General features: G+C 62.6%; 12 protein-coding genes. 7 read left to right on the top strand and 5 right to left on the bottom strand.

What is annotated here, in order from left to right; genetic code table 11:
- Positions 1-72: 72 nt before the first annotated feature.
- Genes tssA through ACIQY3_RS03090 form a run of 5 tightly spaced genes read right to left on the bottom strand, consistent with a single transcriptional unit; the run spans position 73 to position 7,587 of the window.
- On the bottom strand, positions 73-1,152 hold the full coding sequence (gene tssA / locus ACIQY3_RS03110; protein ID WP_403017138.1) for a type VI secretion system protein TssA: 1,080 nt from the start codon (positions 1,150-1,152) through the stop codon (positions 73-75).
- Complete coding sequence (locus ACIQY3_RS03105; protein ID WP_403017136.1) at positions 1,149-4,967, bottom strand: type VI secretion system protein; 3,819 nt, start codon at positions 4,965-4,967, stop codon at positions 1,149-1,151. Before ACIQY3_RS03105 ends, tssA begins: the two co-directional genes overlap by 4 nt.
- Positions 4,964-5,731: a DotU family type IV/VI secretion system protein gene (locus tag ACIQY3_RS03100; RefSeq protein ID WP_403017134.1), complete on the bottom strand. Its 768-nt coding sequence runs from the start codon at positions 5,729-5,731 to the stop codon at positions 4,964-4,966. The genes ACIQY3_RS03105 and ACIQY3_RS03100 overlap by 4 nt, the downstream gene beginning before the upstream one ends.
- A gap of 18 nt (positions 5,732-5,749) precedes the next feature.
- Positions 5,750-7,081, bottom strand: coding sequence for a type VI secretion system baseplate subunit TssK (gene tssK, locus ACIQY3_RS03095; protein ID WP_403017132.1), 1,332 nt, complete (start codon positions 7,079-7,081; stop codon positions 5,750-5,752).
- Positions 7,082-7,137: 56 nt separating this feature from the next.
- Entirely contained in the window at positions 7,138-7,587 is a 450-nt protein-coding gene (locus ACIQY3_RS03090) for a type VI secretion protein (RefSeq protein WP_403017130.1), read from the bottom strand.
- Positions 7,588-7,813: 226 nt separating this feature from the next.
- Between ACIQY3_RS03090 and tssB the strand changes: the two genes are divergently transcribed.
- The 7 genes from tssB (at position 7,814) to tssH (ending at position 16,216) form a co-directional block, all read left to right on the top strand.
- A complete protein-coding gene (tssB, locus tag ACIQY3_RS03085) occupies positions 7,814-8,362 on the top strand; it encodes a type VI secretion system contractile sheath small subunit (RefSeq protein ID WP_403017128.1) in 549 nt (182 codons plus the stop codon).
- Positions 8,363-8,390: 28 nt separating this feature from the next.
- Positions 8,391-9,872 carry a type VI secretion system contractile sheath large subunit gene (tssC, locus tag ACIQY3_RS03080; RefSeq protein WP_403017124.1) on the top strand — a complete coding sequence of 494 codons (1,482 nt, stop codon included), beginning with the start codon at positions 8,391-8,393 and terminating at the stop codon, positions 9,870-9,872.
- Positions 9,873-9,949: 77 nt separating this feature from the next.
- Positions 9,950-10,447 (top strand): Hcp family type VI secretion system effector, encoded by a 498-nt coding sequence (locus tag ACIQY3_RS03075; RefSeq protein ID WP_403017121.1) that lies wholly within the window; start codon positions 9,950-9,952, stop codon positions 10,445-10,447.
- A gap of 15 nt (positions 10,448-10,462) precedes the next feature.
- The gene (gene tssE, locus ACIQY3_RS03070) at positions 10,463-10,906 is read left to right on the top strand and encodes a type VI secretion system baseplate subunit TssE (RefSeq protein WP_403017119.1); all 444 of its coding nucleotides are present in this window, start codon (positions 10,463-10,465) and stop codon (positions 10,904-10,906) included.
- The gene (gene tssF, locus ACIQY3_RS03065) at positions 10,890-12,683 is read left to right on the top strand and encodes a type VI secretion system baseplate subunit TssF (protein WP_403017117.1); all 1,794 of its coding nucleotides are present in this window, start codon (positions 10,890-10,892) and stop codon (positions 12,681-12,683) included. The genes tssE and tssF overlap by 17 nt, the downstream gene beginning before the upstream one ends.
- Positions 12,647-13,672 (top strand): type VI secretion system baseplate subunit TssG, encoded by a 1,026-nt coding sequence (gene tssG, locus ACIQY3_RS03060; RefSeq protein ID WP_403017115.1) that lies wholly within the window; start codon positions 12,647-12,649, stop codon positions 13,670-13,672. Before tssF ends, tssG begins: the two co-directional genes overlap by 37 nt.
- Positions 13,673-16,216, top strand: coding sequence for a type VI secretion system ATPase TssH (tssH, locus tag ACIQY3_RS03055; protein ID WP_403017112.1), 2,544 nt, complete (start codon positions 13,673-13,675; stop codon positions 16,214-16,216). It begins immediately after the preceding gene.
- Positions 16,217-16,229 lie beyond the last annotated feature (13 nt).

The raw sequence follows: 16,229 nt of genomic DNA, 5'->3' as shown, positions 1-16,229 counted from the left end.
AAGAGGCCATCACATTCAACATCAATGTTGGCTGTAAAACCGCTTTCGCGAGCAGGCTCGCTCCCACAAAAGCTAGAGAACGCCGAGTAGAGTCCACAGCCGCCGAGACTCAGCGTCCGCCGAAATCAGTTCTCCCAGCAGTTCACTCAGCGGCTTGTTCCCCCACTCCACTCCTCGCCGAATCAAGTACGGCACCGGGCTGTGGGGTTCGGTGCGGGCCAGGTATTCGGCGATCAACAACAGTTGCCGATACGCCTCTTCGCGACTCGCGGGTTCACGAAAAACCTGAGGCGCCACGGCCACATCGGCAGGCCCCGAGGCCACCACCGGCGCGGCTTCAACGGGAACCTCGGTGGATTGTCGTGGGTGCATGGCGATGAACTCCTGAACCAGCGTCAATAACGCCGTGATGACGTCCTGCAAGCCTTTGAACCCCGGTGCCTGGTCGCCGAGGTAGGCGTCGCTCCAGGTTTCCAGCCGTTGCAGATGCTGCAAGCTCAACAACAAGCTGCCCTGGCTGTGCAACCAGAAGGACAACGGCGTGGCGCGAATCTGTTCGGTGATTTTCTTCTGTTCGCCCCGGGCGTTTTCCGCCGAGGTTTTCGCGACCTTGCTGTCATTGGTCTGCACCTGCTGCACCTGCAACCGCCGCCAGGCGTCCAGGCACAAACCATCGAATTCGCCGTTACGCGGTTCCAGCAGCGGCACCCGGGTCAGCAGCACTTCGGTGTAGCGCCGGGCCAGCCATTCGAGCGGAATCACCCGCCACGACTGATCACCGTCCTCCGCCTGCGGGTGAAGCTGTTCGGGATAGCGCTCGCACAACCCGGCGACCAGCGCCAGACTGCCCGGCAAGCCTTCCAGACCGTCCTGATGCAACCACGCCTCGCCGAGCCAGGCACTCAGCATCAAGTCTTTGCTGCGCTCCAGCAGCAGGCTGGTGGTCAGTTTTTCCAGCTCCGGCCATTGCGCGCGTTTGATCGACGATTGCCAAACCCCGGTCGGCAGGCTCGTATCGTCCTCCCGCCGTAACTCCCGGGCCTGGTCGAATTCACGTTCATAACGCAAATCCTGACCACAGGGCGCCTCGCTGCTGATCGGTTCCAGCAAGCGGTCAATCAGTTCCGGCAGCGGTGTCGAAGGCATATTCAAAGGCCCTCCTCCTGAGTCATGGCGGTGGTCGACGCAGTCGCCCGGGTCTGCATGAACGGTGAGCGCGGCGCACGGGTCGGCAGCGGTTGAATGGACAGCGGCAGCTTCGAACCCTGGCTCATCAACGACAGGCGCACAAACATCAGCGTCTGCTCAGCCGTGCTCGATTGCGCGGTGACCGGCAGGCGCAAGATCAGCGGAAAGTCCGTGAAATCCATGTTCGGTTGGCGTGTCACCGACTGGTGCGAACGCATCAGGCGCAGCAACGACCACGGGCCGCCATACTCCCAACCGGCCTCGAGATCCCGCACCACCAGGTTCGGTTGCAATTGATCGTTGGCCGGACGCTGGGAGCCATTGCGCGCCCAACGCAAGGTCAGCCGCACCGGTTGCCCGACCATCCAGCGCAGGTTCGGTTGGGCCTCGCTGGGATAGCTGATTTGCTGATTGCCGGCATTCAAGCTCCAGGCGATGACTTGATCGGCGCCCCGCTCTTCCTCGCGATCGGTGCGCCAGCGCACGTCCAGTTCCACCCCGAGGATGCCGCTTTTGTCCCGCACAAACATCGGCGTCAGCCAGGTACTGGCCTGCTTCAAACGGTTGAGAAAGTCTTCGGCAGCCAGGCGTTCCGGGGTCTGGCTCAACACCAAACCGGCCTGGGCCACCGGCAGGCGCTTGTCGATCAGCTCAAGGAAATGCTGGACCCGCGCCGGGTCGGCGTCGGTGGCCTGCACACCATTGGCAAACGGAAAGCGCTCGGCCAGGTATTGGTTGAAGTAGTTGGCCAGGTCATTCCACGCCGCAGAGGCCTGTTGCTGTTGCAGCATCTGGCAGCGCTGCATGGCGGTTTGCTGCAATTCCAGGGCACGCATGGCCAGCGTGCCGCGTCCGCCGGAGAGGCTGGCGGTTTGCAGGATCTGGCCGCAGGACGTGGTGTCCATTTCGATGAAGTCGCGGCTGACCAATTGCTCGATCTGCGCCGGTGAACTGGCGGGGTTCGCATCCTTGTACTTGAGCAGTTCGTCGTTGAGGGCGCTGAATTGCGTCACCCGCTCGTAATCCAGCGCCGAGAGATTCTGCTGCTGGGTTTTCAGCCATTCCAGCGCCGAGGTGCGCCGTTCGGTGATGCCAAGCATGGTGTTGAATTGTTGCTTGAGGCTCAGCTTCAAATCCTGCACATCGCTGGCGCCATACAGTTGCAGGCCGAGGTTTTTCGAGCCGTCCCACTGGCTGATTTCGGTGCGCCCGCTGAACAGCGGTTGTGCGGTGATTTCACCGAGACCACCGACCACTTGATCCATGGCGCGACGGTTCAAGGCACTTTGCAGGCGCGTCGCCAGGTCGCCACGGCGCAAATCGATAAAGGCTTTCTGCAAAGCCACCGCTTGCGGCGCCTGCACGTTGAACACCCCGTAGGCATGGGATTGGTCACTGTGGTCCTTGAGGCTCAGCCACATGGCCTTGGCCACCGCGCCCTCGGCGGCGGCCAGCACGGCGCCGCGATAGGCCGGCGGAATGCGCGGCAGTTCCTCGGCGGCGTAACTCTTGTAACTGGCGAAATAATTCAGTGCGCCGTTGAGGTCATCGCCATCGACGTTTTGCCCCTGCACGTCCTCAGACTCATCCGCACGCAAGGCAATCGCCACGAAGTCACGCTTGAACAACGCCTGCACCGCGTTATTCAACTGACTGACATGCTCCTGCAACACCAACTGGCCGCTGCCTTGTTGCACCAGCAAGTTGCCCCGGGAACCGGCCTGGGCGATCCACTGATCGCGAAAACTCTGCTGCAACTTCGAAGCTTGTTGATCCAGTGCCTGCTCGACCTGCGGCCCGAGCAAGACGCTTTGGCGCACCTTGTCCATCATCTCGCGGTAACCGGGCACCAGGTCCTGGCCCTTGCCGCGACTCCACGCCGAGTTGGTCAGGCCGATCAGTGCTTGCAAATCGTCGATCAGCGCACGCAGGTCCTCAAGTTCGGTCAGGGAATTACCACCCCCGGCCTCCAGTCGTTCCAGGTGCAACTTGAGATAGCCGGCCTGGCGCACGAAGTTGTCGGCGAGGAAATACTGATCCAGCCAGCGCTCCATCAACCCGGAAAAGTTTTCCTCGATCGCCGGGCGCTCCACGGTCAAATCCAGCGGTTTCAGGTTGCCGTCATCGGCATCCAGCAACACCCGATTGTAAAAAGCCGCGCGCCGCAACGTGCCGACGTTGAGGTTCAGGGACAACGCGTTATTGCTCAGAGACACCAGGTCTTCCAGCGGTGCCTTGGGGTTGTTCAAGGCCTGATTGAACCACTGGTTCTGTTGCTCCAGACGGACTGCGCGCGCCACCAGGTCCTTGGCCTTGACGTAGTTTTGCCATTGCGCCGGGTCTTCGCTTTCCACATTGCCCCGGCGCTCGGTGTTGCGGATGGTCTTGAGTTGCGCCAGTTCCGTGGTCAACAGTTCGTGCAACGGCACCAGCAAATGGCTCTGGGCCGTGGTGCGCAGTTCGTTTTCCAGTTGCACGTCCAGAGACGAGAACCAGGAGGTGGGAAACGCCAGGGAGGTGAAGGTCCAGCGCGGCGCCTTCTCCAGCACCCGCCAGAAACCCTGGACATTACGCCGGGTCGCGTCCTGCCGATGGGATTCATCGGTGACCGCGACGTAATTCTTTTGTGCGCCTTGCAGCAGGCGCGACAGTTCATGGGCATCCTTGACCGAGTCCTGCCAGACCCAGAGCATGCCGGCGATCCAGATCACCCCGATCACCAGCGCGATCCCGCCGGTCAGGCGTTGCCAGCGCTGACGCAGGCGCAACAGGCGCGGCACGACTTGGGCCAGCCCTCGCTCGGCGACCACTCGGCGCTGCCACAATTGCCGGGCGAAGACGCTCTGTTGCAGACCGCTATCATCGGCGGAAAACCCGTCGAGGGCATCTTCCGAGGGCTGATTAGCGGTGAAATACACCCCGCGAAAACGCGGGGCCTCGCCTTGGGCGTTGCCCTGGAATACCGGTTCCAACAGGGTTTGCAGGTTGCGGCGCAAGGCTTCCAGGCGCTCCGGCAAACCATACAACTCGCCACTCAAATGCCCGGACAACGTGCCGAGTTCGATGATCGATTCCGCCAGGGCACGGTTGACCTGATCCAGCGCCTGATCGCTCCATTGGGATTGCCACATAGTGTCGGGGCCGTGGGGCGAAGACCAGCCCAGCGGGCGCTCGCGACTGTCTTGCGGCAACGCACTGATCAGTTCCTGGAAGCCCGGCAGTTCTTCCATACCGGTAATCACCACGTACACCGGCAGGCTCAGGCCGAAGCGTTGCAGCAAGTCGATAAAGCGCCGACGCGCCGCCAATCCGAGGTTCGCCGCCTGCTCGACATTGCCCAGGCGACTGACCGGCACGGTCCAGATAATCCCGTCCAGCGGCCGTTTGCTGCGCAGGCGCAGGATCAAGCCGAGCAAACGCCACCAGCCGCCGCGTTGCAGGTTCATGCCTTCATCGGGCAGGAACAGTGCTTGCGGCACCACCAGCACCGCGCCTTCGGGATCCGACCACCAACGGCCGAACCATGCCGGTTTGTCGGTCGGTTGCAGGCGCCATTTGCTGCACAATTGCGTGCCCTGGGTTTCGTTGCCAAGCATCAGCAACCACGGAATCTGATAACGATCCTGCGCGCCCTGCTCCTGTTCCATGTGGCGCACGGCGGCATAAAAACTGCGGATCGCCGCCCCGCTCTGGGTGCGCAACCACCAGACCGCCACGACGATAAGCGCCAACAGCACCAGCAGCGCGATGACCAGACCGATAATCTGCAGGGTGCTCATGAGTCTTGCTCCGACGCGGCGACCGAGTCGGTCATCTGCAACACCGGCTCCAGTTCCTGGCGGATATCGCGCCAGAACAACTGCCCCAGCCCGGTCAGCAACAGCACCATGGCGAGAATCCCCAAGCCGAGGCGAAAGCCATCAGGCAACGACAGGCGCACCGGCAACTGCACCGGCGGCACCGTCGCGGGCTGCGCGAGCCGGGTGCTGACGTCGGCATAATCCGGTTCGTGCTGCCAGGCAAATGTGAACAGGGCCAGGCGCAATTTCTCATGCTGGACCTGACTGTGTTCGCCCCGCAGCCGTCCTTGAAATCCGAGCACCAGGCACTGCAAATAGACATTGGCGAGGTCGCGGGTCGTGTGAATTTGCTCGTCCAGCAACTCCTTGATCGCGGATGGCAGTCGTTCCCCGGCCTGACGACTGGCGTACATCCGCGATTCCAGGGGTTTGTCCTGCCAGGCGGACTGGCCCGGCCATGGGGTGAACAGCAGGGTTTCATCGATCAGTGCGACAAAGGCATAGACCAGCGCCTTGACCTGCTCGGTCGCCGCATCGCCGACCCGGGCGAACGCGGTGCGCCACAAGCGCTGGGAAATTTGCGTGGACAGCTCGACCACGGCCTCGACCAGCACCGCTTCATCACTGTCCTTGGGCAACTGATTCCATTCCTCGGACCATTGCAACCAGGCCTGGCGAAAGGCGCTGCTCAGCGGTGCTTCGTGGAGGCCCCGTGTACCCGCCCCGGCATTCCCTTCAGACATACGACGCCCCTTCCTTGATCAAGCACTTTCACTGGCCTGGGCCACAAACAACACCACTTGCCATGGACTGCTCGCAGGCTTGGAGGCCGGCGCGGCAATCAGCAACGGCAACTGCCCGTCGAACCATTGGCCTTCGGCCGTCACCACAAACAACCGCGTATCGTCGCCGACGCTGTAGGCCACTTGCTCGTTGCGGCTCATGGCCTGATGCGCCAAACCGCTCATGCGCTGGCGGCTGAGCAACGGGATGTGCGGCTGCGACGCGATGATCGCGCCGCTCAGCCATTCGCTGGCCGCCTGCTCGCCGACGCCGTTGGGCATGCGCAAACCGATCACCAGGCGCTGGCTCGGCTGATCGTCGGGTAGCTGAATCGAGAAGCTCTGTTCGCTGCGGGCAAACGGCAGGCTGCGATAGCCGGCGCGGATCAGTTCAAGGGTTTTCTCCAGCCAGTCGAGGACCGCTTCATAGCCCCGTTGCAGCTCCAGGAAATCCAGCGGCGCGAACGGCGGGACACCGGCCAACGGGTCCAGCGCCGACCAGGCTCCGGCCAGTCCGAGCAACCCGCCATACAGGGTTTGCGGGTTGGCCTGGCGGCTACTCAGCGAACCTTCGACCTCCGGCAGCCGGGCCCACAGCGCGGTCAACTGGCGACGGATTTCCAGCACGTCATCCTGATTGCCGGCCTGCTGGGCCTGACGCAAACGGCCGCCGAGGAACATGCATTTCTCCCGGGCCCTGGCGCACAAACCGGCGACTCGCCGACCAATCACGGATTCCGGCAACAGGATTGGCGTCGGGGGTGTGTACGGCAACGGAATGAACCCGCCGCCCTCTTTGCGGATCTTCAGGAGTGGCAAGCAGATGGAATCGGCCTTGTTCAACTGCGTGCACAAGCGCGGGTTCGGCCGCCACACGGTGATCGATTCGGGGTACTCGCCGCTGGTCAAATCCGGCAGGGCATCGCCGACCACCGATTGCAACCGCCCCTTGAGCGGCAGCAACTGCCCGGCGCGCCACAACGGACTGACCGCGAGGTACACCGTGACCGTCGCATCGTCGGTGGCATTGATCGCCTCGCCGATGTCGAGCTCCAGGTTTGGCCCGATACCCGCCTGCAGATTGACCGGCAGACCATCAGGCATCGTCGCTTGCAGATTGATCAGCCGCACCAGCCCGGCACTGAGTGCGCCGGGGTCGACTTCGATGCGGTTCACGCCCCAGAACCACGGATTGCAAGCCTGGGCAAAATGCGCCACCAGCGCCTCGGCCCGCAGCCCTTGCAACTGAAAATGCTGGGGCAACAACTGCATGCCCTCGTGCCAGCAAACCGCATCAGGTAACAGGCTCATACGATTCCTTTCGAGGTCATGGTTTCGCCGCGCAACGCGGTGTTCTTGCAAGGTGTTCAGTTCGGGCTGTCGCCCACCAGCGTCATCTCGCGACTGTCGAACTTGAGCCAGGCATTGCTCTGGTCATCCAGCCGCAACCGGTGGGCTCCGGGAGTGTTATAGCTGGCGAAGACCAAAAGTCCAGCCGCCCGCTTGCCCCCCAGCGGGAAGGGTTGTTTGTCGATGAATTGCCCCGGCACCAGCTCCAGGCCCCATACCGTCATCAGCTGTCGGTAGTCGCGCTGGTATTGCTCGCGCTCGGTGAACCACTGGCGGGCGGTGATGCCCGACAGCTGCTTGAGCAGGTCGGGGTCATTCACGGCGATGAAATCCACGGCAATCGGGGTGTCGTCGTTGGCCCTTGGCGCGACATCCAGGGTCAGGTTGTCGAGGTCCACCCGTGGCCCGAAAAACGAACACCCGGCGAGGGACACGAACACGGCGCAGGCAAAAAAACGTGCAAACAAAATGAATTTTCCTTTTCTCATGACAGTCCTAAAAAGGTTTTCCCTTGCTTTTTTATAGACCTGTTCTAGCGTCTTGGGTAGTTCGGCCCACTCGGCGAACGAGGAAGGTTTGTCAAAGGAACGACAGGTCCATCTGCCACCCTTTCTAACCTACGGTCCAGCAAGGGAAAGCGATGAACGGGCCTCCCGATGCATTGCGCCCGCTCATGCATCGGAGTCACTCAACATGGCAGAAAGTACTCAGCACAAGCTCGACAGGGTTCGCCCGCCCCGGGTGCAAATTACCTACGACGTCGAAATCGGCAACGCCATCGAGAAAAAAGAATTGCCGCTGGTCGTGGGCATTCTCGCCGACCTTTCCGGCAAGCCTCTCAACGCCCTGCCCAAGCTGACCGAACGGCGCTTCACCGAGATCGACCGCGACAACTTCAACGAAGTGCTCGCCTCGATCGCTCCCCGCGCCACCCTGCAGGTCACCAACACCCTCACCGGCGACGACAGCAAGCTCAACATCGAGCTCAACTTCAAGCACATCGACGATTTCGACCCGGTGAAAGTGGTCGAGCAAGTCACGCCGCTGCGACGCCTGTTCGAAGCCCGCCAGCGTCTGCGCGACCTGCTGACCAAGCTCGACGGCAACGATGATCTGGACAAGTTGCTGCGCGATGTCATCGCCAACACCGAGGGCCTGCAAGAGATCAAGTCTGCGCGTCCGGAAGCCGCTGCCCCTGCCGCCGCTGGCGACGGTGAAGCACCGGCCGAACCGCAAGCCTGATCACTCATTCACTTAGGGAGAAGTCGCCATGCCCGCATCAGCCGCCGCCAAAACCAGTGAAAGCACCACGGAAAGCCTGTCCCTGCTAGACCGCATCATCGCCGAAGGCCGCATGGCCCATGATGACAGCCAGCAGGACTATGCCCGCGACATGCTCGCGGAATTCGCCACCCAGGTACTCGACGAAGGCATGGCCATCGACAAGGACACCGTGGCGATGATCAACGACCGCATCAGCCAGATCGACGAGCTGATCAGCGCCCAGCTCAACGAAGTTTTGCACCACCCGGACATGCAGAAACTCGAAGCGTCCTGGCGTGGCTTGCATCTGCTGGTGCAGAACACCGAGACCAGTTCCCGACTGAAACTGCGCCTGCTCAACGTGACCCAGAAAGAGCTGCAAAACGACCTGGAAAAAGCTGTCGAGTTCGACCAGAGCGCGCTGTTCAAGAAGATCTACGAAGAAGAATACGGCACCTTCGGCGGCCACCCGTTCAGCCTGTTGGTGGGTGACTACACCTTCGGCCGGCACCCGCAGGACATCGGCCTGCTGGAGAAACTCTCGAACGTCGCCGCCGCTGCCCACGCACCGTTCATTGCCGCCGCCAGCCCACGCCTGTTCGACATGAACAGCTTCACCGAACTGGCCGTGCCCCGTGATCTGTCGAAAGTCTTCGAGAGCCAGGAGCTGATCAAATGGCGCTCCTTCCGCGAAAGCGAAGACTCGCGCTACGTTTCCCTGGTGCTGCCGCACTTCCTGCTGCGCCTGCCTTACGGCCCGGAAACCTCGCCGGTGGAAGGCATCAACTACGTGGAAGACGTCAACGGCACCGACCACGGCAAGTACCTGTGGGGCAACGCGGCCTGGGCCTTGTCGCAACGCATCACCGAAGCCTTCGCCAAGTACGGCTGGTGCGCGGCGATTCGCGGGGCCGAAGGCGGTGGCGCGGTGCAAGGCCTGCCGGCGCATACTTTCCGCACCAGCTCCGGTGACCTGTCGCTCAAATGCCCGACCGAAGTGGCGATCACCGACCGCCGGGAAAAAGAGCTCAACGACCTCGGCTTCATCGCCCTGTGCCATAAGAAAAACAGCGACGTGGCCGTATTCTTCGGCGGCCAGACCACCAACAAGTCCAAGCTCTACAACACCAACGAGGCCAACGCCAACGCGCGGATTTCGGCGATGTTGCCGTACGTGCTCGCGGCGTCCCGTTTTGCGCACTACCTGAAAGTGATCATGCGCGACAAGGTGGGCAGTTTCATGACCCGCGACAACGTGCAGACCTACCTCAACAACTGGATCGCCGATTACGTGCTGATCAACGACAACGCGCCGCAGGAGATCAAGGCGCAGTACCCGTTGCGTGAAGCCCGGGTGGACGTGACCGAAGTCGCCGGCAAGCCCGGAGCTTACCGGGCCACGGTGTTCCTGCGGCCACACTTCCAGCTCGAAGAACTGACCGCATCGATCCGCTTGGTCGCCACCCTGCCGCCACCGGTTGCTGCCTGACTTGCTTCACTCCCGCCGGCCAGCCCGGCGGGAGTTCTCCGTTTATCTAGCGCGATAACCTTCAGGAGTTTCATGCGATGGATGCAATTATTCTCGACCTCGGCGGCGACATCAAAGGTGACAGCCTGCTCGAGGGCTACACGGACAAAATCGAAATCATGTCCTACAGCCACAACGTGGCGATGCAGGTCACCAACGACGTCAGCAACTCGGAACGGACCTCCGGCAAGCCGCACATCGGCGAGTTCACCCTGACCAAATTCGTCGACAGCTCCACGCCGTCCCTCAACGAATACTGCTGCGCCGGCAAACCGATCCCGGAGGCCAAGATCACCATCGGCCGTAACGCCGCCGAAGGCAGCGGCAAGCTGATGCCGTTCATCATCTACACCCTGACCAACGTGGTGCTGTCCAACGTCAGCGTCAGCGGCGGTACGGGCGGCAAACCGGTGGAAACCATTTCCCTGAACTTCACCAAGATCAAATGGGAACTCACTGCCCAGAAAGACGATGGCACCAAGGAAGGCACGGCCGCCTCGACCTGGGACATGGCCGCCAACAAGCTCGTCAAGTAAGCGGGCGCGTCGGCCATGGCAGGCACCGGCATTCTCCCTCCGCTGTTCGAGCGGTTGTCCTCCAGCGAGGCCGACACGGTGCAAGTGTTCGATCGCCAGGGGTTGCTCGACTCGGTGCAAACGGAGTTGCTGCGCGTGTTCAACACCCGACGCGGCCAACGCCCGCTGACCTCCCCGCCGAGCATTCTCGACTACGGCATCGCTGACTGGACCGCCCTGCAACAGCAGCGCAGCGATGACCGTCGTCAGTTGGCGCGGGAAGTGCGCGAGGCCATCACCCATTTCGAACCGCGCCTGAAACTGGGCGAGGTTCAGGTCAATCCAGTCCCCGGCCATCCGCAGCAACTGAGCATCCGACTGCTGGGCGAATTGCGCAGCGGCCAGCAGCACTGGCCCGTGGCGTTTGTCATCGAGAAGGCCAGCGATGGCCTTGAGGTGCGTCATGAGCGACTCGATTGACCCGCAACTGCTCGACTACTACCAACGGGAACTGACCTGGCTGCGACACGCAGGGAGTATTTTCGCCGAGCGTTATCCCAAGGTGGCCCGGCGTCTGGAACTGTCCCCCGGCGAGTGCCCCGACCCGCACGTCGAACGCCTGCTGGAAGGCTTTGCGCTGTTGGCGGCGCGCCTGCAACGAAGGCTCGATGACGACTACGCCGAATTCAGCGACGCCCTGCTGGAACAACTCTACCCGTTGGCCATGCGTCCGTTGCCGTCCTGCGCCATCGTGCAATTCCAGCCCGACCCGAGCAAAGGCAACCTCGCCGGCGGCTACCCCTTGCCCCGGGACACGCCGTTGTTCGTCACCACCAGCAAGGGCGAAAGCATCCACTTCCGCACCAGCGCCGCGGTTCAGTTGTGGCCAGTGGAAATCAACGAAGCCCTGCTGTTGGGCAGCGATGAAGCCCAGGCCCTGACCGGCGTTCCCCAGGCCCGTTCGGCGCTGCGCCTGAGCCTGCGTTGCCTCGGTGAAAGCCAATGGTCGGAGCTGAACATCGCGCATTTGCGCATCCATTTGGCCGCCTCCCCGGTAATCAACGCTTGCCTGTATGACCTGCTCGGTGCCCATGCGGTGAAGGTGCTCGCCGGGCCGGCGGGCAGCGTGCCGAAAACGTTGGCGGGGCTGCCGAAGATTGTCGGGTTTGCCAGCGATGAAGTGTTGTTGCCGGACGAAGACGGCGTGCATCCGGGCATGCGCCTGCTGGCCGAGTACTTTGCCTTTCCGGACAAATTCAACTTCTTCGACTTGCCATTGGCCGGTGCCAGCAGCGACAGCCAGACGCTGTTTGTGTACATCGTCTTCGACCGTCCGCCCACCAGCCGCATGCACCTTCAGGCCAGCGACATCACCCTCGGTTGCGCGCCGGTGATCAACCTGTTCCCGCGCACCTCCGAGCCCCTGCGCCCGGACGGCACCCGCAGCGAATACCGGTTGGTGGCCGACAGTCACCGGGAAAACAGCGTCGAGATCCACAGCATCCGCGCGGTGCGCGCCACCACTCGCCAAGGCGTGCAACGGGTGCCGGCCTATTACGGCAGCCAGCACGGCGGCGGCGACAAACAATGCTACTGGCATGCGCGCCGGGTCAGCGGCATGACCCCGAATCGCCTCGGCACCGATCTGTTGATGAGCCTGGTGGACACCCGGCTCGACCCGCTTTCAGACATGGTCGAATACAGCCTCACTGCCGAACTGTTGTGCACCAATCGGCACCTGGCCCAAAGCCTGCCCGCCGGTACGCCGTTGGGGTTTGAACGGCCGGGGCCGGTGGCCTGGGCACGTCTGCGCAACCCGCCGAGCCCGCAGAGTTTGCCGCGACTGGACGGTGAATCGCGCTGGCGGCTGGTGTCGCAACTGACCCTCAATCATTTGTCGCTGGTCGAAGGGCCCCAGGCGTTGGACGCCCTCAAGGAAATCCTGCAACTGCACAACCTGCGCGATGAGGCCAGCGCCCTGCGGCAGATCGAAGGTTTGCTCAGCCTTGGCTGCGAGCGGGTCATCGGCCATGTCGGCGAAGACGCCTGGCGCGGTTGGCGCAATGGGTTGGAGGTGCAGTTGCAACTCGATGCGCAGCATTTTGTCGGCAGCAGCGCAGTATTGTTCTCGGCGGTGTTGGCGCAATTCTTTTCCCTGTATGCCACGGCCAATCGCTTTGTGCGCACGGTGCTGGTCCAGTCGGACAAGGAGGTGAAAACATGGCAACCCCAAGCCGGCATGCCGCTTTCCCTCTGAACCTGAGTGAAAAGCTGCGCCGCGATCCGCAAGCGTTTGAACTGTTGCAGGCGCTGTTGCTGCTGGAGCGCGAACACCCGCAGGCCGAATCCCTGGGCAGCGGCACTTCACCCGAGGCGGAAGCCATTCGCCTGCGCGGGCCGTTGACGCCACTGTTCGCCGCCAGTGAAATCGAAAGCCTGACCCAGCAAACCGGCGAACAACCGGTCCTCAGCACACCGGTGTTCGGCCTCGGCGGCCCCGACGGTCCCCTGCCCTACGCCTATCAGGAATGGCTGCAACAACGGGCCCGGGCCAAGGACTACGCACCGGCGGAATTCCTCGACCTGTTCCAGCATCGTCTGTTGAGCCTGTTGTACAAGGTGATGCGCAAACACCGGATTGCCGTGGGCTTCACGGTTCCCGGCGCCTCGCCGGTCCAGGCGCAATTGCGCGCGCTGACCGGTTTGTTGCCCAAAGCCTTGCAGGAACGCGGGGCCATGCCCGACTCGGCGGTGTTGGCGTGCAGCGCATTGTTCGCCGATGGCCGCCGCTCCCTCGCCGGTTTCGCCGCCGTGGTGCGCGAGCATTTCGAACTGCCGGTGGAACTGAGCGCTTATGAAGGCGCCTGGCGCGAGATCCCACCGGCCAGTCGCAGCCGCATGATCCCGGGCGGGCGCAACCTGCAACTGGGTCGCACGGCAGTGGCCGGTACTCGGGTCTGGGATGAACACGCGGGTTTCAGAATGACCCTCGGTCCGCTGTCTTCGGCCCAGGCCGCAAAGTTTTTGCCGGACGGCGAATCCCACCCGGCGCTGGCCAGCCTCTGCGCGCTGTACTTCGGCCCGGACCTGGATTGCACGTTGGTGTTGCTGGTGCGCGGTGCCGGACCGATGAAACTCGGTCGCGAAGCACCGCCGCTACTCAGCTGGAACGGCGGTTTGCAACGCCAGACCAGCCTCGCCGTGCAACGCATCGAAACCCGCCTTCGTCAGCTGGAGATCACTTGAATGGAACTGGCCAGCCTGATCGGACGCCTCAACCCGGACAACCGCCGCGCCCTGGAACGGGCCGCGCAGCGCTGTCTGCAACGGGGTCATCACTACGTCGAAATCGAGCACTTGCTGCTGGAGTTGCTGGACATCGAGGGCGGTGACTTTGCCTATTTGCTGCCGCGCTTCGGTCTGGAGCGTGATGCCCTGACCGCCGAAATCAACAAGGCCCTGGAGCTGTTCAAATCCGGCAGCACTCGTACGCCGGCACTCTCGACCCACACCACCGGACTGCTGGAAGACGCGGTGGTCCAGGCCAGCGTGTTGGGGCTCGACAGTATTCGTTCCGGCTTGCTGCTGTTGGCGTTGATTGACCGCGACGAGCGCCGCAGCTTGTTGCTCAACAGCGCTTCGTCGCTGCTGAAGATTCCCCGGGAGGCACTGCGCAGCAACCTGCTGGAGTGGACCGAAAGTTCTCGGGAACACGTCGGTGGCACGCGACCTTCTGCACCGGGCCAATCAGCGCCCAAACAGGATTCGGTGCTGGACCAATACACCCAGGACCTGACCGCCGACGCCCATGCCGGGCGCATCGATCCCATCGTCGGGCGCGATGGTGAGATTCGTCAGTGCATCGACATCCTGCTGCGTCGCCGGCAGAACAATCCGATCCTCGTGGGCGCACCGGGCGTCGGCAAAACCGCCGTGGTCGAAGGCCTGGCCCTGCGTATCGCCGCCGGGGACGTGCCGCCGTCGTTGCAGGAAGTCAGTTTGCGGGTGCTCGACCTCGGCTTGTTGCAGGCCGGCGCCGGGGTCAAGGGCGAGTTCGAACAACGGCTCAAAGGCGTGATTGACGCGGTGCGCAACGCGGAAAAACCCATCATTTTGTTTATCGATGAAGCCCACACCCTGATCGGTGCCGGTGGTGCGGAAGGTGGCAGCGACGCGGCCAATCTGCTGAAACCGGCCCTGGCCCGTGGCGAGTTGCGCACCCTCGCCGCCACCACCTGGCTGGAGTACAAAAAATATTTCGAGAAAGACCCGGCATTGGCGAGGCGTTTTCAACTCGTGCAAGTCGAGGAACCGGACGAAATCACTGCCGTGGAAATGCTCCGAGGGGTCGCCGCAAAACTGGAACAGCATCACGGTGTGCAGGTGCTCGACGCGGCGATTCATGAAGCGGTGAAATTGTCCCATCGCTACATCTCCGGCCGGCAGTTGCCGGACAAAGCCATCAGCGTGCTCGACACCGCGTGCGCCCGGGTCGCCCTCGGCCAGCACGATGTTCCGCCACCGCTGGAAAGCCTGCGCCACCGCCAGAACAGCCTCAAGGATGAAGTCGAACGCCTGCGCCGAGAACAGGCCACCGGGCTTGATCACCGCGAGCGCATCACCCTGCTGGAAAGCGAATCCATCAGCAACGTGCAAGCGATTCGCGAACTGGAAACCCGCTGGAACGAAGAGCGGGTCGCCGTGCGCGAACTGCTGGAAACCCGCCGCGAACTGCTCGCGCTCAGCGAACGCGCCGACAGCGACAAACCCGACGAAAACATCGACAGTCGCATCGACCACCTGGCGGCCGAACTGGTGCGCCTGGAAGCCGGGCTCGACGCGATTCGCCAGGACGATCCACTGGTGCCGGAACAGGTCGACACCAAAACCGTCGCTGCCGTGATCGCCGGCTGGACCGGCATCCCGGTCGGCAAAATGCTCGCCGACGAAGCCCACGCCGTACGCACCCTCGGCCAACGCATGGGCCAACGGGTGATGGGCCAAAGCATCGCCCTCGGCACCATCGCCCAGCGCTTGCAGGCCTACCGCGCCGGCCTCACCGACCCGCAAAAACCGGTCGGCGTGTTCCTGCTGGTCGGCCCCACCGGCGTGGGTAAAACCGAAACCGCCTACGCCCTGGCCGACGCCCTGTACGGCGGCGAACGCAACCTGATCAGCATCAACCTCTCGGAATATCAGGAAGCCCACACCGTCAGCCAACTCAAAGGCGCCCCGCCCGGTTATGTCGGTTATGGCAGCGGCGGCGTGCTCACCGAAGCCGTGCGGCGCAAACCGTATTCGGTGGTGTTGCTGGATGAAATCGAAAAGGCCCATCCGGATGTGTTGGAGGCGTTTTACAACGTCTTCGATAAAGGCGTGATGGAGGACGGCACCGGGTTGGTGGTGGATTTCAAAAACACCGTGATGTTGGCCACCAGTAACGTTGGGGCTGAGTTGTTGCTTGACACGCCCGCCGCGCAACTGGGTACTGACGCATTTAACGAAGCGTTGCACAAAGTGCTGTTGCAAGCGTTCAGGCCGGCGTTTCTGGCGCGGATGACGGTGGTGGCGTATCGGCCGCTGGATGAGGCGACGCTGGAAGGGATTGTGCTGGCCAAGCTCGAAAAATTGCGTGGCCGGTATAAAGCGGCGACTGGCAAACAGTTTGAGTTTGATGCCGGGATTGTGCAGGCGGTGTTGGCCAAGTGCAGTGCGGCAGGTGCGCGGGATGTTGAGAATGTGTTGATGACGCAGGTGACAGGGAAGTTGGCGGAGTGGGTGTTGGAATAACCACGGGATGCCG

Origin of the sequence: Pseudomonas sp. NPDC096950 (assembly GCF_044762525.1) — a bacterium.
In the GTDB taxonomy this organism is placed as follows: domain Bacteria; phylum Pseudomonadota; class Gammaproteobacteria; order Pseudomonadales; family Pseudomonadaceae; genus Aquipseudomonas.
This window is presented reverse-complemented; position numbering and strand designations above follow the sequence as displayed.